Source organism: Streptococcus salivarius (assembly GCF_009738225.1).
Taxonomy (GTDB): domain Bacteria; phylum Bacillota; class Bacilli; order Lactobacillales; family Streptococcaceae; genus Streptococcus.
The window spans coordinates 981,004-1,005,489 of sequence record NZ_CP018187.1; the positions used below are offsets into that span (position 1 = coordinate 981,004).

The window sequence follows — 24,486 nt, forward strand, 5'->3', positions numbered from 1 at the left end:
GACCTCCTTAGTAAGCTTTTTTATTCTCTTCTTCTTTACGACGTGCCCAAGTAGCTAGAGGGAAACACATGATAAAGTAGAGGAAGGCAGCCCCAGCGAAGGCCGGCACATAGTTAGTGGTATCATAAGCCCAAGCCTTAGCAGTGAACATGATATCAGCCCCAGAAATAATGGCAACTGTAGAAGTATTCTTAATCAAGTTAACCACTTGGTTGGTCAATGGCGGCAAGATAGTACGGACTGCTTGAGGCAAGATGATGATACGCATGGTATCAGCGTAGGTGAATCCTTGAGACAAAGCCGCTTCGGTTTGACCTTTAGGAACCGCCTCAATACCTGTACGAATAATTTCAGAGATATAGGCTCCTGTGTAGACCCCCACACAAAGGATGGCTGTCAATGAAATTGGGATCATGACATGACCATCAGTTAAGATTGAAATCCCATAGAAGACGACCACGAATTGGACAAGCAAGGGTGTGTTCTGGAAGATTTCGACATAAACACGTGAGATGCCACGAAGAACCTTGTTGTGAGTAGAGCTCATAGCCCCAAAGATGAGCCCAAGAAGAAGGGCTACAATCAAGGCACCAATTGAAATACCAAGGGTATAGAAGAAACCTTTGGCAAATTGTCCAAAGTTAGCGAAGAAAGCAGCCCAACGTTCAAGAGCGAAAGGACTAGCCGTTTCAGTTAAAAGATACATAAATTCAGGACTCCTTTCTATTTATCTTCAGCCTTAGCTGGTTTCAAGTGATACTTATCGTAGAGCTTTTGAAGGCTACCATCTTTTTGCCATTTAGCCAACAAATCGTTGGTATAATCAATCAACTCTTGGTTAGACTTGCTTGAAGCAATACCGTATTCTTGTGTTTTGAAACCTTCTTTTAAGGTTTTAGTCTTTTTACTTTCATATCCGGAGAGGATAGATTTATCAACTGAGAAAGCATCGACGCGGTGAGCGTAAAGGGAAACAGCCAATTCTGGGAAAGATCCGAGTTGAACATAGTTGAACTTAAGGTTATTAGCTGAAGCATACTCTTGCAACGCAGCCTTAGTTGACGCCCCTTGAGAAACACCGATAGTCTTACCATTCAAATCTGAGATTTTGTTAATACCTGAATCCTTAAGAACCAAGAAACCGATTTGGTCATAGTAGTAAGGAGTTGAGATAGCGTAAGAAGCCTTACGTTCATCATTGATAGTATAGGTAGCGATAAGCAAGTCGATAGTTCCGTTATCCATAAGAGGTTCACGGGTTTGCGTCGTTACTGGAATGTAATTGACTTTAACTTTTAACTCATCAGCAATCTTCTTAGCAAGATCAACTTCCATACCTTCGTAGGTATTAGTCTTAGCAGAATAGTAACCAAAGTTAGGAACGTCTTGCTTCACACCGACATTGAGTGTCCCTCGCTTAACAATCTTTTGGACTGCTTTACTATCAAGAAGCTTACTAGTGTCTTCCGCCTTAGTCTTGTGACTCGTGATAAGAAAAATAGTGAGAATTGCCAAGCTTGCAACAGTTAGGTAACGTAAGATTTTTTTGAAAATCATAGGCAACCTCCTTAGGCATCCACTTGGACATTATCAGAGTTGTGATCGATAATCTTAGAAAGGAATTGAACCGCACGAGGTTCAGTTGGATTGTCAAAGAAACCATCCACATCCGTAGTATCCACAAGAACCTGACCTTCAGCCATGAAAATGATACGGTCTGCCACACTGCGAGCAAAGCCCATTTCGTGGGTAACAACTACCATGTTCATGCCACCTTTGGCAAGGTTCTGCATAACCGCAAGCACGTCACCGATAGTCTCTGGGTCAAGGGCTGACGTTGGTTCGTCAAAGAGCAAGAGCTCAGGATTCATAGCAAGACCACGGGCAATAGCGATACGTTGTTTTTGCCCACCAGAAAGCATGCCAGGGTATGAATCTTTCTTGTCCCACATGTTAACGTAGCGAAGGAATTTTTCAGCAGTCTTTTCGGCGTCTGCTTTACTGATTCCAAGAACCTTGATAGGTGCCAAAGTTACATTTTCAAGAACGGTTTTGTGCGGGTAGAGGTTAAAGTGTTGGAATACCATACCCGCTTTCTTACGCAATTCTACCAAATCTTTGGCAGAAGCTTCCGTCACATTATGTCCATTAACGATAAGTGTACCGTTATCGATGGATTCCAAGGCGTTGATTGTACGGATAAGGGTAGATTTCCCAGACCCAGAAGGGCCCAAGAGAACCACAACTTGTCCTTTTTCAATTTCTAGATTGATGTCACGAAGTGCATGATAGTCTCCGTAATATTTATTAACATTTTTAAATTCAATAAGTGCCATAAGAGCCTCCTATAATGGATTTACTTGTTAGCTTTTCTAACATATATTGAATTTTAGCATAAGTAAAGTCGAAAGTCAAAAAATTCCGAATATTCTTTCAAAACGTTCGGTTTTTACTAAATAATTAATCATTTTTTTGATATAAATATGAGCAAACAAAAACCCACCTGCAGGTGAGTTTTTTTGTTTTATTCACTAGCTTGCTCCCATTGTTTAGAGAGGTAGCGAGAGTAGCTAGAGATGGCAAAGTTGACCACGAAATAGGCTAAAGCCACGATACCGTATAAGGTAAAGATTTGGCTTGGTTCGTAGTAACCACCCATCAAAATCTGACTCTTACCAAATAATTCCTGTAAGGCGATAACAGAGTAAAGGAAAGAAGTATCCTTGATGACTGTTACGAATTGAGAAATGATAGATGGTAACATCTTACGAATAGCTTGTGGGAAGATGATGTAAATAAAGATTTGTCTGTTGTTAAACCCTTGAGACAAGCCGGCTTCCGTTTGGCCATGGTCGATAGAGTTCAGTCCCCCACGAATGATTTCCGCCAAGGCCGCTGAAGTGAAGACCGTGAAAGAGGTAATTCCTGCCGCTGTAGACTTAAGCTGGAAGACCAAGAAGATAATGAAAATCCAAAGCAAGTTAGGAACGTTACGAACGAACTCAACGTAGATAGAAGCCATCCAACGAAGAATAGGATTCTTTCCGTTACGCATAACCGCCAGAATAGTTCCGAACAAGGTAGACAGCACAATGATGAAGAAAGACAAGTAAAGGGTCGTCCACATCCCTTGTGCCAAGAATTTAAGGTTAGTAGCTGATAAAACTTCTGACATAGTGGACCTCCTTAGTAAGCTTTCTTATTCTCTTCTTCTTTACGACGTGCCCAAGTAGCTAGAGGGAAACACATGATAAAGTAGAGGAAGGCAGCCCCAGCGAAGGCCGGCACATAGTTAGTGGTATCATAAGCCCAAGCCTTAGCCGTGAACATGATATCAGCCCCAGAAATAATGGCAACTGTAGAAGTATTCTTAATCAAGTTAACCACTTGGTTGGTCAATGGCGGCAAGATAGTACGGACTGCTTGAGGCAAGATGATGATACGCATGGTATCAGCGTAGGTGAAACCTTGAGATAAAGCCGCTTCGGTTTGACCTTTAGGAACCGCCTCGATACCTGTACGAATAATTTCAGAGATATAGGCTCCTGTGTAGACCCCTACACAAAGGATAGCCGTCAATGAAATTGGAATCATGACATGACCATCAGTCAAGATTGAAATTCCATAGAAGACAACCACGAATTGTACGAGCAAGGGTGTATTCTGGAAGATTTCGACATAAACACGTGAGATGCCACGAAGGACCTTGTTATGAGTCGAACTCATAGCCCCAAAGATGAGCCCAAGAAGAAGGGCTACAATCAAGGCACCAATTGAAATACCAAGGGTATAGAAGAAACCTTTGGCAAATTGCCCAAAGTTAGCGAAGAAAGCAGCCCAACGTTCAAGAGCGAAAGGACTAGCCGTTTCAGTTAAAAGATACATAAATTCAGGACTCCTTTCTATTTATCTTCAGCCTTAGCTGGTTTCAAGTGATACTTATCGTAGAGTTTTTGAAGGCTACCATCTTTTTGCCATTTAGCAATCAAATCGTTGGTATAATCAATCAACTCTTGGTTAGACTTACTTGAGGCAATACCGTACTCTTGTGTTTTGAAACCTTCATCGAGGATCTTGGTTTTATCACTTTCGTAACCTGACAAGATTGATTTATCACCAGCAAAGGCGTCAATACGGTAAGCATAGAGTGATACGGCTAACTCAGGATAAGATCCAAGTTGAACGTAGTCAAACTTAAGGTTATTAGCTGAAGCGTACTCTTCAACAGCAGCTTTGGCAGAGGACCCTTGAGATACACCAATAGTTTTACCGTTTAGGTCAGAAAGTTTCTTGTAGCCAGATTTGGTTTGAACGAGGAAACCGATTTGGTCGTAGTAGTAAGGATTTGACATGGCATATGAAGCCTTACGTTCATCTGTAATGGTATAAGTAGCGATAAGCATGTCAATAGTCCCATTGTCCATAAGAGCTTCACGAGTTTGTGGAGTAACCGCTATAAAATTCACCTTAACCTTAAGTTCTTTGGCAATTTTCTTAGCGAGGTCAATTTCCATCCCTTGATAGGTATTAGTTTTGGCTGAATAGTAACCAAAGTTTGGGACATCCTGTTTGACACCAACGTTTAGTGTCCCTTTTTTGACAATTTTTTGAATTGCAGCACTATTGAGTAGTTTACTGCTTTCATCTGCCTGACTACTTTTAGTGTTCCAGAGGAGAACTGCTAGAAAAGCTATAACAGAGATTGCTAAAATGCGACTAAGTTTCTTGATTAACATAAGCCCTCCTTAGGCGTCCACTTGGACACGATCAGAGTTGTGGTCGATAATCTTAGAAAGGAATTGAACTGCACGAGGTTCAGTTGGATTGTCGAAGAAACCATCCACATCCGTAGTGTCTACAAGAACCTGACCTTCAGCCATGAAAATGATACGGTCAGCCACACTGCGGGCAAAGCCCATTTCGTGGGTTACGACAACCATGTTCATGCCACCTTTGGCAAGGTTTTGCATAACCGCAAGCACGTCACCGATAGTTTCTGGGTCAAGGGCTGACGTTGGTTCATCAAAGAGCAAGAGCTCAGGATTCATAGCAAGACCACGGGCAATAGCGATACGTTGTTTTTGCCCACCAGAAAGCATACCAGGATATGAATCCTTCTTGTCCCACATGTTAACGTAGCGAAGGAATTTTTCAGCAGTCTTTTCGGCGTCTGCCTTACTGATTCCAAGAACCTTAATTGGTGCCAAAGTTACATTTTCAAGAACAGTTTTGTGCGGGTAGAGGTTAAAGTGTTGGAAAACCATCCCTGCTTCTTTACGAAGCTCAACCAAGTCTTTGGCAGAAGCTTCCGTCACATTATGTCCATTAACGATAAGTGTACCGTTATCGATGGATTCCAAGGCGTTGATTGTACGGATAAGGGTAGATTTCCCAGACCCAGAAGGTCCCAAGAGAACCACAACTTGTCCTTTTTCAATTTCTAGATTGATATCACGAAGTGCATGATAATCTCCGTAATATTTATTAACATTTTTAAATTCGATAAGTGCCATAAGAGCCTCCTAAAATTTTACATTAATATATGTAACAACAAGAGTGTATTTTACTATAGATATAGGAGAATGTCAAAAATGTTTGAAAATTCAATCATAATGTTCGCCTTTTAACCGATTACACATAGCAAAGCTATCTCAAAAAAGAAGGAAAGCTTGTATATCAGCTCAATATCTATAGTAGAAACTTGGTCCTTAACCTATTTTTTGGTATAATATGTTTGATACGTAAAGTTTTCTACTTTACAAATTGAATGACTTAAGAAAACCGATGAGGTGTTTATATGAAAAAAATTCTAGTTGTTGATGATGAAAGACCGATTTCGGATATCATCAAGTTTAATCTAACTAAAGAAGGTTATGAAGTGGTTACAGCCTTTGATGGTCGTGAAGCTTTGGAGCAGTTTGAAGCTGAAAAGCCAGACTTGGTCATCCTGGACTTGATGTTGCCTGAACTAGATGGTTTAGAAGTTGCTAAGGAAATTCGAAAGACAAGTCACACACCGATTATCATGCTTTCCGCTAAGGATAGCGAGTTTGATAAGGTTATCGGGCTAGAAATTGGGGCGGACGACTATGTGACGAAACCATTTTCTAATCGTGAATTGTTGGCACGTATCAAAGCTCACTTGCGTCGTACAGAGACTATTGAAACAGCAGCAGAAGAAAGCTCTAACTCTGGTAAGCAGGAGATTTCAATTGGTGAGTTGATTATTGTTCCAGATGCGTTTGTTGCTAAAAAACGTGGAAATGAAGTCGAGCTCACACACCGTGAATTTGAGTTGCTTTTCCATCTGGCAACTCACATGGGACAAGTGATGACGCGTGAGCATTTACTTGAAACTGTTTGGGGTTATGACTATTTTGGTGATGTTCGTACGGTTGACGTAACCATTCGTCGTCTCCGTGAAAAAATTGAAGATACACCTAGTCGTCCTGAATATATTTTGACGCGTCGTGGTGTTGGTTATTATATGAAGAATTATGACTAGTATTGGCTTAAACATCACAAGCTTTGAACTAGCCTTACTCTTTACGCTCCTCTTTGTGGCTTTCTACTTTATTTTTCTGGCTTATCGTGATTATCGACGAGTCAAAAATATTCGAAAGTTGACCAAGAGGGTCAAGTCCTTAATGGCAGGTAACTATAACGAGGAGTTACGCTTAAAGGGTGATCCAGAGCTTTTAGAGCTAGCTGACAGCTTGAATGATTTATCGGATGTCTTTCGTTTGACGCATGAAAATCTAGCCCAGGAAAAAAACCGCTTATCATCAGTCCTTTCTTACATGAGTGATGGGGTTATTGCGACAAATCGTCGTGGTCAAATTACCATGATTAATAGCACAGCTCAGCGTTTGTTGAATCTAGATTATGAAACAGCGACACAGATGTCCATTTTAGATTTATTAGATGGCGAAAATCCCTATACTTATAGTGAATTGCTCTCTAAGACTCCTGAAATTCATTTGTCACGTCGAGATGCCAACGATGAGTTTGTGACCTTACGTGTTAATTTTGCCCTTATTCGTAAAGAATCAGGTTTTATCTCAGGTCTGGTTGCCGTTCTTCACGATGCCACTGAGCAAGAAAAAGAAGAGCGTGAACGTCGACTCTTCGTCTCAAACGTTAGTCATGAGTTGCGTACACCTTTGACTTCTGTAAAATCCTATCTGGAGGCACTTGATGATGGTGCTCTCGACGAAGAGATTGCTCCTAACTTTATCAAAGTTTCTTTGGATGAGACCAATCGTATGATGCGAATGATTTCTGACCTCTTGGCACTATCACGTATTGACAATAAGAGTACCCAACTTGACGTTGAGATGACCAATTTCACGGCCTTCATGACCTATATCTTGAATCGTTTTGATCAGATTAAAAGTCAAGAAACCAATACAGGTAAAACTTACGAAATCATTCGCGATTATCCGGTAAACTCAATTTGGGTGGAGATTGATACAGATAAGATGACCCAGGTTGTGGATAATATTCTTAATAATGCTATCAAGTATTCGCCTGATGGTGGTAAGATTACAGTGTCTATGAAGACAACTGATTCACAGTTGATTGTTTCTATTTCTGACCAAGGTTTGGGTATTCCTAAGAAAGATTTGCCGTTGATTTTCGACCGTTTTTACCGTGTTGATAAGGCCAGAAGTCGTGCCCAAGGTGGAACTGGTCTAGGCTTGTCTATTGCAAAAGAAATTATTAAACAACATAAGGGCTTTATTTGGGCTAAGAGTGAGTATGGTAAGGGTTCAACTTTTACAATTGTGCTTCCATATGACAAGGATGCCATGATGGTTGATGAATGGGAGATGTAGTAGAAATGACCTCAGATTTAGGGTTTAAATATAGTATTTTGGCTTCAGGGTCAACTGGTAATTCCTTTTATTTGGAAACTCCAGAGAAGAAGATTCTTGTAGATGCTGGTTTGTCTGGTAAGAAAATCACAAGTTTGCTAGCTGAGATTGATCGTGATCCGAGCGATTTGGATGCTATCTTAGTTACGCATGAACACAAGGATCACATCCATGGTGTAGGCGTTTTAGCTCGTAAATATGGCATGGATATCTACGCCAACGAGAAAACCTGGCAGATTATGGATAGTAAAAATATGCTTGGCAAGATTGATAATAGCCAGAAACATGTTTTTTCTCGTGATAAGCTTCTGACCTTTGGAGACATTGATATTGAGTCTTTTGGAGTTAGTCACGATGCTATTGATCCACAGTTCTATCGCTTTATGAAAGATGGAAAGAGTTTTGTCATGTTGACGGATACGGGTTATGTTTCTGATCGTATGGCAGGTATTATTGAAAATGCCGATGGCTATCTGATTGAGTCCAATCATGATGTTGAAATCCTTAGAGCAGGTTCATATCCTTGGTCAACTAAGCAACGTATCCTCTCTGATCAAGGTCACTTATGTAATGAAGATGGAGCGGATGCTATGATTCGTACCATAGGTAACAAAACTAAAAAGATCTACTTGGGTCACCTTTCTAAAGAAAATAATATCAAGGAGTTGGCCCACATGACGATGGAAAATCAGCTGGCACGTGCTGACTTTGGTGTTGGAACTGACTTCAAGGTTTATGATACCTCACCAGACACAGCGACACCACTGACAGATATTTAAAACATAGCAAAAGAGCTACACTAATGCGTTTAGTGCAGCTTTTTAAAAGGAAAGTATTCATGAAAGTAATTTATCTCTCTCTAGGAATGTTGTCGTTAGGTTTGGGAATTCTTGGAATTCCGCTTCCAATCTTACCCACAACACCTTTTCTACTTTTAGCCATTGCTTGCTTTGCTAGAAGTTCTAAACGTTTTGAGAAATGGTTATATCATACTAAGCTATATCAAAGTTATGTAGCCGATTTTAGAGAAACCAAATCAATTTCCAAAGAACGAAAGAAAAAGATTATCATACAAATCTATGTTTTGATGGGAATTTCAATCTTTTTTGCACCTATCCTTTGGGTGAAAATCGGACTCTTTTGCCTGACAGTCTTTATTACTTATTATTTATTTAAGGTTATTCCTGATAAAGACTAAGATATCATCAAAAAATGAGACTTCCAAGATGGAGTCTCATTTTATATATTATTAATGTTTGCTACGTAATTTCTTACGGAGTTTATAGGCAAAATTGGCTAGTCCGTAAAGAGGGCTAACTGGAAGGTTAAATTCCCCAATAAATTGTTCAATGCGTGGGTTAAATTTTGACTTGAAATTGTACAAGCCACCATCAAGCGAATTTTCAATTCCTCCCATGTTTTGCCACTCGGCACCACGCTCGAAAGCGTGATTAGCTGTCTCATACCATGTCAGGATAGCCGGTTGATAACGGCGGTAGTCTTCATCCATTCCTGCATAGATATTCTCAGATGTCTTGCCAAATTCAAGAACGAGTGTACCTGAGAGTGGGACCGTCTTATTTCCAGCATCAACCTTTTCTTGAAGGAAGTCAATTTCTTCTTTTAGTCTTTTGTATTCTTGTTTATTGTTCTCGATTTTTCCTGGTTTAGTTTTTTCAGTAAACTTGGCTGCATCAGCAATGTTATTTTCGAGTTGCTTATTGAGGTCTTTGAGACGGGCTGGTAAATCTAGTGTTGAGAGTGTAATGTAAGAAGACTCTGGGTAAGTAGTCAACAACTTTTCATAATAATCGATTCCACGAAGGTGGATGTTTTTACGGGCCTCTGTCTTCTTCATCAGAGAAGCGAATTGTTCAAGAAGCTCAGTGCCACCAAATTGGACTGAAATCCCCTTGTTTCGAGCAGTACGAACAGCCTGCTTAGTGCTCTTAGAGAGTTGTTCTTCAGTGAAATCTTCCTTATGGATGTTAGCCTGGAAGCGAGGCTGGATATTTTCAGACATATCTTCAGTGAGGCCTGTCCATTCAACGCCAAGAGCCTGGATGTCTTTGGCAATCGCCATAGTCTCTTTACGGATTTCAGCTTCTTGTGAAACCAGGTTCTTTGTCACAAAAAGGCTTGGGTCAAATTTCACAAAGAGAGCACGCTTTGTTTTGGCATATTTTTTAAGTGAAGCCATAACAAAGGCGAGCAAATCTTTATCTTGATAATCCATAATAGGTCCACGAGGAATATAAATCATAGAAAATCCAAGAGGGAGTGGCTGAATAAGGACACTAGCGACAGCAACGAGATTACCATCTTGATAGAAACCTAGGCGGTCATTTCCCCAGCTATCCTTGATTTTAGCCCATGAACTACTTTGTAATAAGTTTGTTTGAGGACTATCTATAACAAAACGGTCATGCTCAGAAGTACTGAGTCCAGTTTTATAGGTATACATATTATTCTAGAACCCACTTTCTAATAGCATAAGCGACACCAGATTCATCATTTGATTTTGTGATGTGTTTCGCAATTTTCTTCATTTCTGGATTACCATTTTCCATAACGACAGGAGAGCCAACGACTTCAAGCATAGCACGGTCATTTTCTTCATCACCGATAGCCATTGTTTCTTCTTTAGAAAGACCGAGTTTCTCAGCAAGATGGGTTACAGCAATTCCTTTGTTGGCTGTTTTCTTGAGAATTTCTAGGTAAAATGGTGTAGATTTTACAATAGTAAAGCGGTCATAAAATTCCTGTGGAAGTTTGGCAATAGCTGCATCAAGAATTTCAGGTTCATCGATATACATGGCCTTAACGAATTCCTTGTCAGCCACCTCTTCAGGTGTACGATAGTAAATCGGCATATGAACAAGTGTAGACTCATGAACCGTGTAGCGGCCAATGTTGCGATTACTTGTGTAGATACCATCTTTAGTAATAGCGTGAGAATGAACACCAAGCTTGTTAGCCAAAACCTCAATGTCAAGGTAGTCTTCGTATGAGAGTGTCTCACGAATTAATTCATTACCAGTAGAAGTTTCTTGGACAAGCCCACCATTGAAGGTGATAACATAATCTCCGTCTTGGTTGAGGTTAAGTTCTTCAAGAAGAGGAAGCACCCCAGGAATAGGACGACCAGTCGCGATAACAACCTTTACACCAGCAGCCTTGGCATCTTGAATGGCTTGAAAGACTTCCGGTGTAACTTGACGTTGGCTATTTAAAAGCGTTCCATCAATATCAACTGCAATAAGTTTAATAGACATAATAATTACCTGTTTCGTTTAGTTAGTTTCCCTTCTATTTTACTAAAATTTAGGCGCTTTGTCATAGTTCTTCCTGAGAAAAGTATAATTGCCTCTTTAAAGAAGTAGTTTAGGTAAAAATTGCCCAAATGCTTTTTAATTGGTAAAATAAGGTCAGACAAATAAAGGAGAGACAAGAGTGATTCGAGCAACCAACCAATTGACAGAAAAAGAACGAAAGGGAGCAAAAGCATTGATTGCTAGCTGTCAAGCCTATGACCAAACCTTTCGAGAACCTTATCTCTCCAATATGCTTAATTTTGATCCCAATATGCCGGCCTTTTTCCTCTATTATCAAGAGGGAGAGTTGCTTGGTTTATTAACGGTTTATGCTGATGACCATGATGTGGAAGTGGCGATTTTAGTTGCCCCAGATTATCGCCGCAAAGGCATTGCGAGGAGTTTGTTTGACAAATTTCAGAAGGAAACAGCAGCTTACCCTATTCGCTCAGTGACCTTTCAGACAGAGCGTGTTTTTCTAGATCGTCATCCTGATCTGGCAAGTCATTGGGGGGTGGTTGAGGATGAAGAGACCGAAACCTGGCTAGGACGAGATAAAACACCATATGCTCTGGATTCTCGTTCAGATGTCAAGGTGCTCTTAGCAGACCCCGCTTATGTAGAAGAAATAGCCCAACTCCACCACCAAGCCTTTTCTGATCCAGAGGAAACGCTCGATGTGAGTCGCAGATACATTACAGAGGCCTTGAAGGATTCCGATGGCCTACTTTACATTCTCCTCAAAGAAGCTCAGGTCATTGGAGTTTGTACGGTCGATTTATCTGGAAATAGCAACTACCTCTATGGACTTGCGATTGCTGAAGCTTATCGTGGACAGGGCTATGGCAGCTATCTGGCAAAATCAGTCGTCAATCAACTCATTGAGCATAACGATAAGCCCTTTCAAATTGCAGTAGAAGATAGCAATATTGGAGCAAAACGTTTGTATGAAAATATTGGCTTTGTCAAACAAACCCAGGTGGTTTACTTGAAATAGAAATGATAGACGCAATACTGATACTCTCTTTTAGTATAGAGTTGCTATTATCTTAAGTAGAAAAATAGTTTTAGAAAAGAAGGAATACTTAATGGAAATTAAAATTAAAAACAAAATAAAAGTAGGCGATCAAACGGAGATTATCGAAGAAATCCACACTTGTGAGGTTATGGAAAAAGGAGATTTTACTTATCTTGTTCACCATAATTCCGAGAAAGAAAAAGTGGTTATTAAGTTGAATCAGGAAGAGCTGGTGATGACACGCTTTTCTAATCCTAAATCCATTATGCGTTTTTCTGCTAAGGTACCTGCCTTAGTCCACATTCCGACACCGCTTGGTACCCAGCATTTTCTAACAGATACTAGTCTATTTGCACATGACCCGAATGGCCAAACAGTTGATGTTCATTATCAATTGAAACATCCAGAAACAGAAGACGTTTTTGCTGATTATGAATTAGAGGTTTCTTGGTTTTAATTTTTGAAAAAATAGAATCATTTTGCTTGAATAAAGAATAATTTATGATAAAATGTAAAGTACAAATAAGGGAGTAGCAGGCGACTTTAATCATGAGATTTGATTAACAGTTGCGATTATGTCGTCATTACGAAATTTTACATTTCCGGCATATTCTTAAACAGCGAGACTTGTTTTTAATTAAACAAGTCTCTTTTTGTATAATTTTTTATATAAAAAGAGTCTTGTTAGCCATTTTTCCCTATAGAGAAGGAGGAGATTATTTTGTCGAAAGAACAAAGTAAAGCCTTGTTTTATACACAAGGAGAGGAAGAAGTCCTAAAAAGCTTGGACACTTCCATTGATGGTTTGTCTACTGCACAAGCCAAGGAACGATTGGATGCCTATGGCTATAACGAGTTGGATGAAGGTGAAAAACGCAGCCTCTTGTCAAAATTCATCGATCAGTTTAAAGATTTGATGATTATCATCTTGCTTGTCGCAGCCGCCCTTTCTGTTATTACAGAAGGTATGCATGGTCTGACCGATGCCTGCATTATTTTAGCCGTTGTTGTTTTGAATGCAGCCTTTGGTGTTTATCAAGAAGGACAAGCAGAAGCGGCTATTGAAGCTCTTAAAAACATGTCAAGCCCTCTGGCTCGTGTGCGTCGTGATGGCAATGTGGTTGAAATTGATTCACGCGAATTGGTTCCTGGAGATATCGTCTTGCTTGAAGCTGGTGATGTTGTTCCAGCTGATATGCGTTTGCTCGAAGCTGCCTCACTTAAGATTGAAGAAGCTGCCCTTACAGGTGAATCCGTTCCAGTTGAAAAGGATATTACTGAGACGGTTGAAGCAGAAGCCGGAATTGGTGACCGTGTGAATATGGGGTACCAAAACTCAAACGTTACTTACGGTCGTGGTACTGGAGTGGTTACCAATACTGGTATGTATACTGAAGTTGGTAAGATTGCTGATATGCTAGCTAATGCGGACGAATCACAAACGCCGTTGAAGCAAAGTTTGGAGCAATTGTCTAAGACTTTGACTTATCTTATTATTGCTATTGCCTTAGTGACATTCTTGGTTAGTGTCTTCATTCGTGGTGAACAGCCCCTTGAAGGTTTGATGGTTGCCGTTGCTCTAGCCGTTGCAGCGATTCCTGAAGGTTTGCCTGCTATTGTAACGATTCTCTTGTCACTTGGAACAACGAGTCTTGCCAAACGCAATTCAATTGTGCGTAAATTGCCAGCTGTTGAGACTCTTGGTTCAACTGAGATTATCGCATCAGATAAGACTGGTACCTTAACCATGAACCAAATGACTGTTGAAAAAGTCTATACAAACGGTCAATTGCAAAGCGCTACTACTGAACTTGGTGCTGACAATACAACCCTTCGTATTATGAACTTTGCCAATGATACCAAGGTGGACCCAGATGGTAAGCTAATTGGGGATCCAACGGAAACAGCCCTTGTTCAATTTGGTTTGGACCACAACTTTGATGTTCGTGACGTCTTGAAATCAGAGCCTCGTGTGGCAGAGTTGCCATTTGACTCTGAGCGTAAACTCATGTCTACCATCCATAAGGAAGCAGACGGTTCATACTTTATCGCTGTCAAGGGTGCCCCTGACCAATTGCTAAAACGCGTGTCTCGTATTGAAATCAATGGTGAGGTTCGTCCTATCACGGATGAAGATAAACAAGCTATCCTTGCAACTAATAAGGACTTGGCAAAACAAGCTCTTCGTGTCTTGATGATGGCTTATAAGACAAGCAACGAAATCCCAACTTTGGAATCTGAGATTGTTGAGTCTGATTTGATTTTCTCAGGCTTGGTAGGTATGATTGACCCAGAACGTCCTGAGGCTGCAGAAGCTGTTCGTGTCGCTAAAGAAGCGGGTATCCGTCCAATCATGATCACGGGTGACCACCAAGATACGGCAGAAGCCATTGCCAAGCGTCTCGGGATCATCGATCCAAATGATACGGAAGATCATGTCTTTACTGGCGCTGAGCTTAATGAGCTTTCTGATGAAGAATTCCAGAAAGTCTTCAAACAGTACTCTGTCTATGCGCGTGTGTCTCCTGAACACAAGGTTCGTATCGTCAAGGCTTGGCAAAATGATGGCAAGGTTGTTGCTATGACAGGTGACGGGGTTAATGATGCACCATCACTTAAAACAGCTGATATTGGTATCGGTATGGGAATCACAGGTACAGAGGTTTCTAAGGGAGCTTCTGATATGGTCCTTGCCGATGATAACTTTGCGACAATCATCGTTGCCGTAGAAGAAGGGCGTAAAGTCTTCTCAAATATTCAAAAATCAATCCAGTACCTCTTGTCAGCCAACATGGCCGAAGTCTTTATTATCTTCTTTGCCACACTGTTTGGTTGGGATGTGCTACAACCAGTACACCTTCTCTGGATTAACTTGGTAACAGACACCCTTCCAGCCATCGCTCTTGGTGTTGAGCCAGCAGAACCAGGTATTATGACTCATAAACCTCGTGGACGTCAATCGAACTTCTTTGATGGTGGTGTCTTCGGTGCTATCATGTATCAAGGTGTTTTCCAAACCATCCTCGTTCTTGCAGTATATGGTTGGGGCCTTGTCTTCCCAGAGCACCATACACAAGCAGAAATTCATGCGGATGCCCTTACAATGGCTTTTGCAACACTTGGATTAATTCAGTTGCTCCATGCCTTTAACGTTAAATCTGTGTATCAATCAGTCTTTAAAGTTGGTCTCTTTAGAAACAAGACTTTCAACTGGGCAATTCCAGTAGCCTTCGTTCTTTTGATGGCAACTATTGTAGTGCCTGGATTTAATAACCTCTTCCATGTGTCACACCTTAGTCTGACACAATGGCTTTCAGTTATTGTAGGTTCTTTCTTGATTGTGGTATTGGTTGAATTAGTCAAAGCTATTCAACGTGCCCTTGGTAAGGATAAGAACGCTATTTAAGACATAAAGTCAGAGATAATGGTCTCTGGCTTTTTCTTATCACATCTTGAATTCAGGAGGAGTCTTGTTTATAATTGAAGAGAAATGATCACAAGTTAAGGAGAAGGCCATGAACGAGACTATTAAGACACAACTCAATCACCGTAGCATCCGTCAATTTAAACCTCTAGCTTTGACACGAGAAGAAGTTACCCTTTTGGTTGATGTTGCCAGACATACAGCAACGAGTAATTTTAGACAGTCCTATTCGATTATCAGTATTACTGATGAAATATTGAAGAAAGAAATTGCAGAGATTGCCAACCAGCCTTATATTCCAAATGCTGGACATCTATTTGTATTTGTTGTGGACCAAAGACGTAACACACTGATTGCAGAGGCAAAAGGCGCTGAAGCCTTGGTCCAAGGTAGTCCTGAACGCTTTATTTCGGCCTTCTCGGATGCTATGATAGCGGCTCAAAATATGGTAGTAGCTGCTGAGAGTTTAGGTATGGGAACAGTTTACCTTGGCAGTATCTTGAATGATAACGCTAAACTTTCAGAGCTTCTCAAACTTCCAAAGTATGTCTATCCAGCAGTAGGATTAGCAGTTGGTTGGCCAGATCAAGAACCGCAGCTTAAACCTCGTTTACCCCGTCACGTCATCCATATGGAAAATTATTATCGGGACTTAGAACATCCCTTAGAGGAGCTAAAAGATTACGACGCTGAAGTTCATGAGTATTATGACCTTCGTGATCTCAATAACAGAGTTGATGAATTTACAACACAGATTGCAAAGACAATGGATCAATCCGTTGCCAATCGTGCGAATACCTTGAAGGACCTTCAAAAGCAGGGATTTTTCACCGACTAAAAAACGACTCCTAAAGGGTCGTTCTACAAATCAAATAGTGTCATGGATGAAAGGAACTCATTTGCCAGTTCCTTTTTTTCATATTCTAAAAACTCCGACCGTTTCTTGACCAGGTTGTAACGTTTGGAGAGGTTCCATGTTCCAGTAGGATTGAGTTCAGGGTGATTGGAAACAAAGTCGATGGTTAAATCCCATTCTCGTCGGTATCCAAGAGGACGCGAGTGATAGGTTACGCCATCAATAGTTACCGTCCCATAACTGCGGTGGGCATGACCAAAAACAACATCTTTAACGCCATACTTGGCGAAAATCTGGTGGAATTTTTCCGAGCCTAAGTAGGCATTAAAAGGTGTGAAACGTTGATGCGTCATGGTAAAGCGGCTGTGAGGAACAAAGTGCATGGCAACTATAAGGTTACTAGTGTCTAACTCACTTAAGACATTATCTAGCCTTTTAAGACTAGTTTGACAGATATCCGGATCAGTCCCCAATCGTTTAAGTCGTCGGTCGAACCAAAGTTGTTTCTTACGTTTAAGAATCTTATCTAACGTTTCATCTGAATAGGAATAGTCATACCACCCGTGAAAAGCCAATAATGTCTTACTACCTAAATTTATCACCTGAAAATCAAGATTATCAATAAGGTCATCTTCTAAATCAAGCATATCATGATTGCCTAAATTATAGGTGACCTTGACCTCCTTAGACAGTTTTCGTAGAAAGGGTTTTGTGTCGATAAAATAATGGTTAGAAATATCACCAGCGATATGGAGATGGCTAACCTCTTGATTTTTTAGGCACTTTATAAGAGTATCAATTTCATATGTTTCAAAGTGATTTATATCAATATGTAAATCACTCATTATTGCAAGTCTCGTCATAGAAACATTGTAACAAAAAGGTTAAGGCTTGTCTGTAAATGAAGATGGTGGAAAATACTTGCCCTTAGACTACAATTTCATTATGATAAGAATATGGATATCAAATTAGAAATACAAAAGATGGCCAAGGAGATTGGCATTTCAAAAATTGGTTTTACAACCGCCGATGATTTCGCCTATCTGGAAAAATCCCTTCGACTTGGTATCGAAGAAGGGCGAACAACAGGTTTTGAACATAAAAATATTGAAGAGCGTATTTATCCTAAGTTGACCTTGGAATCAGCTAAAACCATCATTTCCATTGCAGTTGCCTATCCGCATAAGCTGCCACAACAACCTCAAAAAACAGAATATAAGCGTGGCAAAATCACTCCAAATTCATGGGGTCTAGATTATCACTATGTTTTGCAGGACAAACTAAAACGCCTTGCAGAAGGTATTGAAAAACTGACGGAAAACTTCGAATATAAAGGTATGGTGGATACTGGAGCTCTGGTCGATACAGCAGTGGCCAAGCGAGCTGGAATAGGCTTTATCGGGAAGAATGGACTAGTGATTTCGAAAGAATACGGGTCCTACATGTATCTTGGCGAGCTTATCACTAATCTAGAGATTGAACCAGACCAAGAAGTTGATTATGGTTGTGGGGATTGCCGTCGTTGTCTGGATGCCTGTCCGACATCTTGTCTCATCGGCGATGGGACTATGAATGCCCGTCGTTGTCTATCCTTTCAAACACAGGATAAAGGCATGATGGATATGGAGTTTCGAAAGAAGATAAAGACTGTTATCTATGGTTGTGACATTTGTCAGATTTCCTGTCCATATAACAGAGGTATCGATAATCCACTGGCTTCGGACATTGATCCTGAGCTTGCCATGCCCGAATTACTTCCTTTTCTTGAGCTGACCAACAAATCTTTCAAGGAGAAATTTGGGATGATTGCCGGTTCATGGCGCGGGAAGAATATTCTTCAACGTAATGCTATTATTGCCTTGGCTAACCTACATGATCGCAATGCTATAGTCAAACTGATGGAGATAATTGATAAGAATAATAATCCCATCCATACGGCGACTGCCATTTGGGCTCTCGGTGAGATTGTTAAGAAACCCGATGAGGCTATGTTAGATTACATGAGGGAACTGTCACCTAAGGATGAAGAATCCCAAGCAGAGTGGGAGCTTGTGTGTGCAAAATGGCAAATTTAAGTGATTTATGCTAGAATTAAGCATAATACTATAAAATGGAGGAAACCTATCCATGGAAGTGGCAGAAATTCGCCAAAAAATCTCTGAAAATCAAGAGAAGCTCGTGAGCTTCGGGAGGTCTCTTTGACTTAGATCGTTTGGAAGAGGATATTGCGCTCCTCGAAAACCGAATGACTGAGCCAGACTTTTGGGATGATAATATTGCAGCTCAAAAGACCTCACAAGAGTTAAATGAGCTAAAAATGAAATACGAAACTTTCAACAATATGCAAGAACTCTCTGACGAGACAGAGCTTTATTTAGAAATGTTGGAAGAAGATGATAGTGTTCAAGAAGAGCTTGAAGAAACACTCGAAAAACTTGATAAGATTATGACAAGTTACGAGATGACATTGCTCTTGTCTGAACCATATGATCATAACAATGCGATCCTGGAAATTCACCCAGGCTCTGGTGGGACAGAAGCTCAAGACTGGGCTGATATGTTGCTCCGTATGTACCAACGTTATGGAAATGCCAAAGGTTTCAAGGTAGAAACTTTGGATTATCAGGCGGGTGATGAGGCTGGAATCAAATCTGTAACCCTTGCTTTTGAAGGACCTAATGCTTATGGTTTCCTCAAGTCAGAAATGGGTGTCCACCGTTTGGTTCGTATTTCACCATTTGACTCTGCCAAACGTCGTCATACCTCATTTACATCAGTGGAAGTCATGCCTGAATTGGATGATACCATTGAAGTTGAGATTCGTGATGATGATATCAAGATGGATACATTCCGCTCAGGTGGTGCAGGTGGTCAGAACGTCAACAAGGTTTCTACAGGTGTGCGTTTGACCCACATTCCAACAGGTATTGTTGTAGCTTCAACGGTCGACCGTACACAATACGGAAACCGCGACCGTGCGATGAAGATGCTACAAGCTAAGCTCTATCAAATGGAGCAAGAAAAGAAAGCAGAAGAAGTGAATGCTTTGAAAGGTGATAAGAAAGAAATCACTTGGGGAAGTCAAATTCGCTCATACGTTTTCACGCCATATACCATGGTTAAAGATCACCGTACAGGCTATGAAGTTGCCCAGGTTGATAAGGTAATGGATGGAGATATTGAAGGCTTCATCGATGCCTACCTCAAGTGGCGTATGGAAGAATAGTAATGATATACTTTTTTTAAGTATTTAGATACTCTATCTCAATGAAAGGAAGGCTTCAGCTATTTTAGTAGTTGAATACTGACATTATGGCTCTTATTGAATTAAAAGATGTTACTAAGAAGTATGATAAGTCAACAACAGCCCTTAGACACATTGATTTGTCTGTTAACTCTGGGGAGTTTGTTTACTTAGTCGGCCCTTCTGGTGCTGGTAAATCAAGTTTAATTCGCTTGTTCTACCAAGAAGAAAAATTAACGAGTGGTTCTATGAAGGTTGGAGAGTTTGATTTAACCCGACTTCGTAAGAAAGATGTTCCACTCTTAAGACGTTCTATTGGAGTTGTTTTCCAGGATTATAAACTCCTTCCAAAGAAAACAGCTTTTGAAAACGTTGCATATGCCATGGAAGTTATTGGTGAGAAACCTCGTCATATCAAGAAACGGGTGACAGAGGTTCTCGAGTTGGTTGGTCTTAAACACAAGATGCGTTCATTCCCAAATCAATTGTCTGGTGGTGAGCAACAACGTGTCGCTATTGCGCGTGCTATCGTCAATAATCCAAAAGTGTTGATTGCGGATGAACCAACAGGGAACTTGGACCCAGAGATTTCATGGGAAATTATGCAAGTCCTTGAACGTATTAACTTGCAAGGGACTACCATTATAATGGCAACCCATAACTCAACTATCGTTAATAACCTTCGTCATCGTGTCGTAGCGATTGAAGAAGGACGTATTGTTCGTGATGAAGAGGAAGGAGAGTACGGTTACCATGATTAGACGCTTTTTCCGCCATTTAGGAGAATCGATTAAGAATCTCAAACGTAATCTATTGTCGACACTTACGGCAGTATTTTCGGTGATGATTGTTCTTTCACTTTTAGGTGTCTTTGGCTCTGTTATTTTAAATACGCAGAAATTGGCTTCAGATATTGAAAAGAATATTCAGGTCAATGTCTACTTGGATCCAGATTCATCAGATGCCTCGAAAACAGTCAAGGAACTTTCTGGACAGATTGTTGCTAATAAAGACTACCATAAGATTTATGATACTTTGACCAAAATCAAAGGTGTAGATAAGGTTACTTTCTCTAGTAAAGAAGAACAAAAGAAACAACTGATTGAAACAATGGGTTCAAGTTTCGAGACAGCTACTGGAGATGCCAACCCTCTTTCAGATGTTTACATCGTCCAAACGAAATCACCAGATGATGTCAGTCGAGTTGCCAAGGAAGCAAAAGCTATTCAGGGTGTTGATAATGCTAACTTTGGTGGCTCAGATACTGAAATTCTGATGTCCACTATGAAACGTGTTCAATTTTGGGGAATCATTGCCACAGCACTCTTAACTATTGTGGCTGTCCTATTGATTTCAAATACCATCCGTATTACCATTATGTCACGTGCGACTGAAATTCAAATCATGCGTTTGGTAGGTGCTAAGAATTCATATATTCGTCGTCCCTACTTGATGGAAGGTGCTTGGATTGGAGCACTTGGTGCCATCATTCCTTCTGGGCTCATTTATCTTTTGTATCACATGGTTTACTCATCTTTGAATCCAGATTTTGTCAAAGGTGGTATTTCGATGTATGATCCAGAGTGGTTTGTCTATGCGGTTATCGGAACCCTCTTCGCAGTCGGTATTATTATTGGTTCGATTGGGTCACGTATGGCAATGCGCCGTTATTTGAAATACTAAGAGATTAAAGGAGAACTATTTTGGTTCTCTTTTTGTTTGTCCGGAGATTCATAAAAGCAGATTTTCAACTATATCTCAAAATCGTCTGCTCAAAGCCCAAATCCAATCCCATATTTGGTATAATATTTAAAAAACATTGGAAAAGAGATGCATTATGACAAAGTTAGCTACCATTTGTTATATTGACAATGGAAAGGAGCTTTTGCTCCTACATCGTAATAAAAAGCCTAATGATGTTCATGAAGGAAAGTGGATTTCTGTCGGGGGAAAACTAGAAGTTGGAGAGACACCAGATGAATGTGCTCGTCGTGAAATTCTCGAGGAAACACATTTTACAGTGACTGAGATGGATTTTAAAGGTATGATTACCTTCCCAGAATTTACCCCTGGTCATGATTGGTACACCTATGTCTTTAAGGTAACTGGTTTTGAAGGAGAACTCATCTCAGATGAGGAGTCTCGTGAAGGAACGCTTGAATGGGTACCATATGATGAGGTCTTATCTAAACCAACTTGGGAAGGTGACTATGAGATTTTTAAGTGGATCCTTGAAGATAGACCATTCTTCTCTGCAAAATTTAGCTACGATCGTAACCAGAACTTGGTAGATAAAACTGTAACATTTTATGATAAATAGGGAGGAACTATGAAGCGTAAAAAAACAGAAGATTTTTCAGAAACATGGTTTTTTAAGTGGATATTGAATAATCAGGCTGTCGTAGCCTTTTTCATCTTACTTTTGATTGGTTTGACGGTTTTGATTTTTACCAAGATTAGTCCCATTTTTTCACCCGTCATCCAGTTTATGACCATTATTATGTTGCCATTGGTTATTTCCATGCTCCTTTATTATTTAATAAAACCTTTGGTACTACTTGTAGAAAGAACGGGATTGAGTCGAACCATGTCTATCTTGGTCATCTACGCTATCCTTGGCTTGCTCTTGGTTTGGGGGATTTCAACAGCTATTCCAAGCTTACAAAATCAAATTTTGATTTTGATACGAAATGCACCATCATATATTGCACGTGCCAATAGTGAAACGGAACGTTGGATTAATCTGCCTATTCTTTCTAACTTCCATGGTGATTTAGAGTCCATGCTTAGTGATTTCTCAGCGAGAATGGTCAATTATGCTGAGAACTTTTCTTCATCGGCTTTGACATGGGTTGGAACTTTTGCGAGCACAGTAGCAAGGGTGACAGTAGCTATCATTTTGGCACCTTTCATTCTCTTCTACCTTTTAAGAGATAGCCAAAAGATGAAACATAGCTTTGTCTCAGCCTTACCAACTCGCTTTCGTGAAACAACTGTTCGTATGCTTTCAGATATTAATAGTCAGCTCGAAGGGTATGTTCAAGGTCAGGTTACAGTCGCTATTGTTGTTGCCATCATGTTCTGTATTATGTTTAAGATTGTAGGTCTTCGATATGGTATGACTTTCGGTATTATGGCAGGTTTTCTAAACATGGTTCCTTATCTGGGAAGCTTTCTTGCTATGGTACCAGTTATAATCATGGGACTGGTGCAAGGACCCGCTATGTTGATCAAGGTCCTCATCATTTTCTTCATTGAGCAAACTATTGAGGGACGTTTTGTTTCTCCACTCGTTTTGGGGAATAAACTTAGTATTCACCCGATTACCATTATGTTTATTCTCTTGACAGCAGGTTCTCTTTACGGTGTTTGGGGCGTCTTATTGGGGATTCCAATTTATGCCTCTGTCAAGGTTGTTGTTAGAGAGATTTTTGATTGGTACCGTTCTGTAAGTAATCTTTATCAAGATGATTTAGAAAATGAAGGACAAAAAGACGATGTTAAATAGTGAAAAAATGGTTGCCTCTATTGGAAACCAAGATTTAGACCACGCGGACAAATATTTTAAAAAAGCTTTACGAGAGGACCCTGCAGAGGTTCTTGTTGAGTTGGGCCAATATTTAGAATCTATTGGTTTCTTACCACAGGCACAGGAAATTTACGAAAAAGTTCGCTTTGATTTTCCAGAGGTTAATGTCAATCTAGCACAAATTGCTGCCGAAGATGGTGATATTGAAGAGGCTTTTCTCTATTTGGATGCCATACCTGAAGACTCTGACGACTATTTGTCTGCTTTAATTGTAAAGGCTGACCTCTACCAAATGGAGGGCTTAACTGATGTGGCACGTGATAAGTTGTTGGAGGCAAGTCAATTATCAGATGACTCATTGATTATTTTTGGTTTGGCTGAGATGGAGTTTGAACTTGGAAATTTTGAACAAGCTATTCATTACTATGCTAAATTAGATAATCGTGACCTTCTTGCGATGACTGGCGTTTCTACTTATGAACGCATTGGTAAGGCTTATGCCAGTCTTGGAAAGTTTGAAGCTGCTCGTGAATTTTTGGAAAAAGCTATTGAAATTGAGTACGATGATACCGTTGCTTTTGAGTTAGCCACTTTGCTCTATGATCAAGAAGAGTATCAAAAAGCTAATTTTTACTTTAAGCAGATAGAAACCATGTCTGCTGACTTCGAAGGTTATGAGTATATTTACGCCTTGTCGTTACATGCAGAACATAAAACCGAAGAAGCTTTACGAATGGCACAACAAGGGATTTCTAAAAATGCCTTTGATGTTCAATTACTTTTGCTAGCGTCACAGTTATCCTACGAGTTGCATGACACTCAATCTGCTGAATCTTATTTGAAGCAAGCTTTGCCATTGGCTGAGGACCAAGATGAGATTATCTTGCGTTTAAGTACGTTCTATTTGGAAGAAGAACGTTACGAGGATCTAGTGGCTTTAGCCGATTATGAAGTTGATTCTGTTTTGGCTCGTTGGAACATTGCCAAGGCCTACCAAGCACTTGATGATGAAGAAGAAGCTTTTCCAATCTATCAAGATTTGGCTAAAGATTTATCTGAAAATCCTGAATTCCTCCATGATTATGCATATATTTTGCGTGAATTTGGTTACAGGGATCAGGCGCGTGCAACGGCTGAAAAATACCTTGCCTTAGTTCCAGATGATGTCAATATGCAAACATTTCTTGAGGACTATTAAGCTGTGAAACGTTTTAATCATTGGTT

25 protein-coding genes are annotated in these 24,486 nt (G+C 40.2%); 15 read left to right on the forward strand and 10 right to left on the reverse strand.

The genetic code is table 11. The features are described from left to right. Positions 1-7 precede the first annotated feature (7 nt). The 7 genes from BSR19_RS04910 to BSR19_RS04940 all read right to left on the reverse strand — a co-directional run bounded on the left by BSR19_RS04910 (position 8) and on the right by BSR19_RS04940 (position 5,513). Entirely contained in the window at positions 8-706 is a 699-nt protein-coding gene (locus BSR19_RS04910) for an amino acid ABC transporter permease (RefSeq protein WP_002886251.1), read from the reverse strand. A 17-nt stretch (positions 707-723) separates the two neighbouring features. Beyond that, positions 724-1,557 (reverse strand): transporter substrate-binding domain-containing protein, encoded by an 834-nt coding sequence (locus tag BSR19_RS04915; RefSeq protein ID WP_004182612.1) that lies wholly within the window; start codon positions 1,555-1,557, stop codon positions 724-726. Between the two features lie 11 nt (positions 1,558-1,568). Further along, positions 1,569-2,336, reverse strand: coding sequence for an amino acid ABC transporter ATP-binding protein (locus tag BSR19_RS04920; RefSeq protein ID WP_156246672.1), 768 nt, complete (start codon positions 2,334-2,336; stop codon positions 1,569-1,571). Positions 2,337-2,524: 188 nt separating this feature from the next. Then, positions 2,525-3,175 (reverse strand): amino acid ABC transporter permease, encoded by a 651-nt coding sequence (locus tag BSR19_RS04925; RefSeq protein WP_037601175.1) that lies wholly within the window; start codon positions 3,173-3,175, stop codon positions 2,525-2,527. Between the two features lie 11 nt (positions 3,176-3,186). Then, positions 3,187-3,885 carry an amino acid ABC transporter permease gene (locus tag BSR19_RS04930; protein ID WP_002886251.1) on the reverse strand — a complete coding sequence of 233 codons (699 nt, stop codon included), beginning with the start codon at positions 3,883-3,885 and terminating at the stop codon, positions 3,187-3,189. A gap of 17 nt (positions 3,886-3,902) precedes the next feature. Continuing rightward, positions 3,903-4,736, reverse strand: a complete 834-nt coding sequence (locus BSR19_RS04935) for a transporter substrate-binding domain-containing protein (protein ID WP_080611395.1) — start codon at positions 4,734-4,736, stop codon at positions 3,903-3,905. Between the two features lie 9 nt (positions 4,737-4,745). Further along, entirely contained in the window at positions 4,746-5,513 is a 768-nt protein-coding gene (locus BSR19_RS04940; RefSeq protein WP_038675884.1) for an amino acid ABC transporter ATP-binding protein, read from the reverse strand. Between the two features lie 284 nt (positions 5,514-5,797). Here BSR19_RS04940 and yycF point away from each other — a divergent pair, with 284 nt between their 5' ends. From yycF to BSR19_RS04960, 4 genes are read left to right on the forward strand one after another with little or no spacing between them, the layout of a single operon-like run. After that, positions 5,798-6,505, forward strand: a complete 708-nt coding sequence (gene yycF, locus BSR19_RS04945) for a response regulator YycF (RefSeq protein WP_002884978.1) — start codon at positions 5,798-5,800, stop codon at positions 6,503-6,505. Then, entirely contained in the window at positions 6,498-7,838 is a 1,341-nt protein-coding gene (gene vicK, locus BSR19_RS04950; RefSeq protein ID WP_002885062.1) for a cell wall metabolism sensor histidine kinase VicK, read from the forward strand. The genes yycF and vicK overlap by 8 nt, the downstream gene beginning before the upstream one ends. 5 nt (positions 7,839-7,843) lie before the next feature. Further along, a complete protein-coding gene (locus BSR19_RS04955) occupies positions 7,844-8,656 on the forward strand; it encodes an MBL fold metallo-hydrolase (RefSeq protein ID WP_013990680.1) in 813 nt (270 codons plus the stop codon). Between the two features lie 59 nt (positions 8,657-8,715). Next, entirely contained in the window at positions 8,716-9,075 is a 360-nt protein-coding gene (locus BSR19_RS04960) for a YbaN family protein (RefSeq protein ID WP_156246673.1), read from the forward strand. A 51-nt stretch (positions 9,076-9,126) separates the two neighbouring features. Here BSR19_RS04960 and BSR19_RS04965 read toward each other — a convergent pair whose 3' ends face one another. Continuing rightward, a complete protein-coding gene (locus tag BSR19_RS04965) occupies positions 9,127-10,341 on the reverse strand; it encodes an aminoacyltransferase (RefSeq protein ID WP_156246674.1) in 1,215 nt (404 codons plus the stop codon). A 1-nt stretch (position 10,342) separates the two neighbouring features. After that, on the reverse strand, positions 10,343-11,152 hold the full coding sequence (yidA, locus tag BSR19_RS04970) for a sugar-phosphatase (RefSeq protein WP_002890845.1): 810 nt from the start codon (positions 11,150-11,152) through the stop codon (positions 10,343-10,345). A 178-nt stretch (positions 11,153-11,330) separates the two neighbouring features. Between yidA and BSR19_RS04975 the strand changes: the two genes are divergently transcribed. The 4 genes from BSR19_RS04975 to BSR19_RS04990 all read left to right on the forward strand — a co-directional run bounded on the left by BSR19_RS04975 (position 11,331) and on the right by BSR19_RS04990 (position 16,471). Further along, complete coding sequence (locus BSR19_RS04975) at positions 11,331-12,188, forward strand: GNAT family N-acetyltransferase (RefSeq protein WP_156246675.1); 858 nt, start codon at positions 11,331-11,333, stop codon at positions 12,186-12,188. A gap of 91 nt (positions 12,189-12,279) precedes the next feature. Further along, on the forward strand, positions 12,280-12,666 hold the full coding sequence (locus BSR19_RS04980; RefSeq protein WP_156246676.1) for a YwiB family protein: 387 nt from the start codon (positions 12,280-12,282) through the stop codon (positions 12,664-12,666). Between the two features lie 264 nt (positions 12,667-12,930). Beyond that, positions 12,931-15,615 carry a cation-translocating P-type ATPase gene (locus tag BSR19_RS04985; protein ID WP_156246677.1) on the forward strand — a complete coding sequence of 895 codons (2,685 nt, stop codon included), beginning with the start codon at positions 12,931-12,933 and terminating at the stop codon, positions 15,613-15,615. A 109-nt stretch (positions 15,616-15,724) separates the two neighbouring features. After that, positions 15,725-16,471, forward strand: a complete 747-nt coding sequence (locus tag BSR19_RS04990; RefSeq protein ID WP_156246678.1) for an NADPH-dependent oxidoreductase — start codon at positions 15,725-15,727, stop codon at positions 16,469-16,471. 23 nt (positions 16,472-16,494) lie between these two features. Here BSR19_RS04990 and BSR19_RS04995 read toward each other — a convergent pair whose 3' ends face one another. After that, positions 16,495-17,352 carry a metallophosphoesterase gene (locus tag BSR19_RS04995; protein WP_156246679.1) on the reverse strand — a complete coding sequence of 286 codons (858 nt, stop codon included), beginning with the start codon at positions 17,350-17,352 and terminating at the stop codon, positions 16,495-16,497. Between the two features lie 93 nt (positions 17,353-17,445). On the opposite strand from BSR19_RS04995, the gene queG reads away from it, so the two are divergent. From queG to BSR19_RS05030, 7 genes are all read left to right on the forward strand, one after another. Next, on the forward strand, positions 17,446-18,564 hold the full coding sequence (gene queG, locus BSR19_RS05000; protein WP_156246680.1) for a tRNA epoxyqueuosine(34) reductase QueG: 1,119 nt from the start codon (positions 17,446-17,448) through the stop codon (positions 18,562-18,564). Positions 18,565-18,616: 52 nt separating this feature from the next. After that, a protein-coding gene (gene prfB, locus BSR19_RS05005) for a peptide chain release factor 2 (protein ID WP_155198606.1) occupies positions 18,617-19,715 on the forward strand; the annotation gives its coding sequence in 2 pieces (ribosomal slippage) (positions 18,617-18,688 and positions 18,690-19,715; 1,098 coding nt in all). Positions 19,716-19,801: 86 nt separating this feature from the next. Next, positions 19,802-20,494, forward strand: a complete 693-nt coding sequence (gene ftsE, locus BSR19_RS05010) for a cell division ATP-binding protein FtsE (protein WP_013990672.1) — start codon at positions 19,802-19,804, stop codon at positions 20,492-20,494. Further along, the gene (ftsX, locus tag BSR19_RS05015; protein WP_118058331.1) at positions 20,487-21,416 is read left to right on the forward strand and encodes a permease-like cell division protein FtsX; all 930 of its coding nucleotides are present in this window, start codon (positions 20,487-20,489) and stop codon (positions 21,414-21,416) included. The genes ftsE and ftsX overlap by 8 nt, the downstream gene beginning before the upstream one ends. Before the next feature lie 154 nt (positions 21,417-21,570). Beyond that, complete coding sequence (locus BSR19_RS05020) at positions 21,571-22,053, forward strand: NUDIX hydrolase (RefSeq protein WP_156246681.1); 483 nt, start codon at positions 21,571-21,573, stop codon at positions 22,051-22,053. 9 nt (positions 22,054-22,062) lie between these two features. After that, entirely contained in the window at positions 22,063-23,241 is a 1,179-nt protein-coding gene (locus tag BSR19_RS05025) for an AI-2E family transporter (protein ID WP_156246682.1), read from the forward strand. After that, the gene (locus BSR19_RS05030; protein WP_156246683.1) at positions 23,231-24,460 is read left to right on the forward strand and encodes a tetratricopeptide repeat protein; all 1,230 of its coding nucleotides are present in this window, start codon (positions 23,231-23,233) and stop codon (positions 24,458-24,460) included. Before BSR19_RS05025 ends, BSR19_RS05030 begins: the two co-directional genes overlap by 11 nt. The last annotated feature ends 26 nt before the right edge of the window (positions 24,461-24,486 follow it).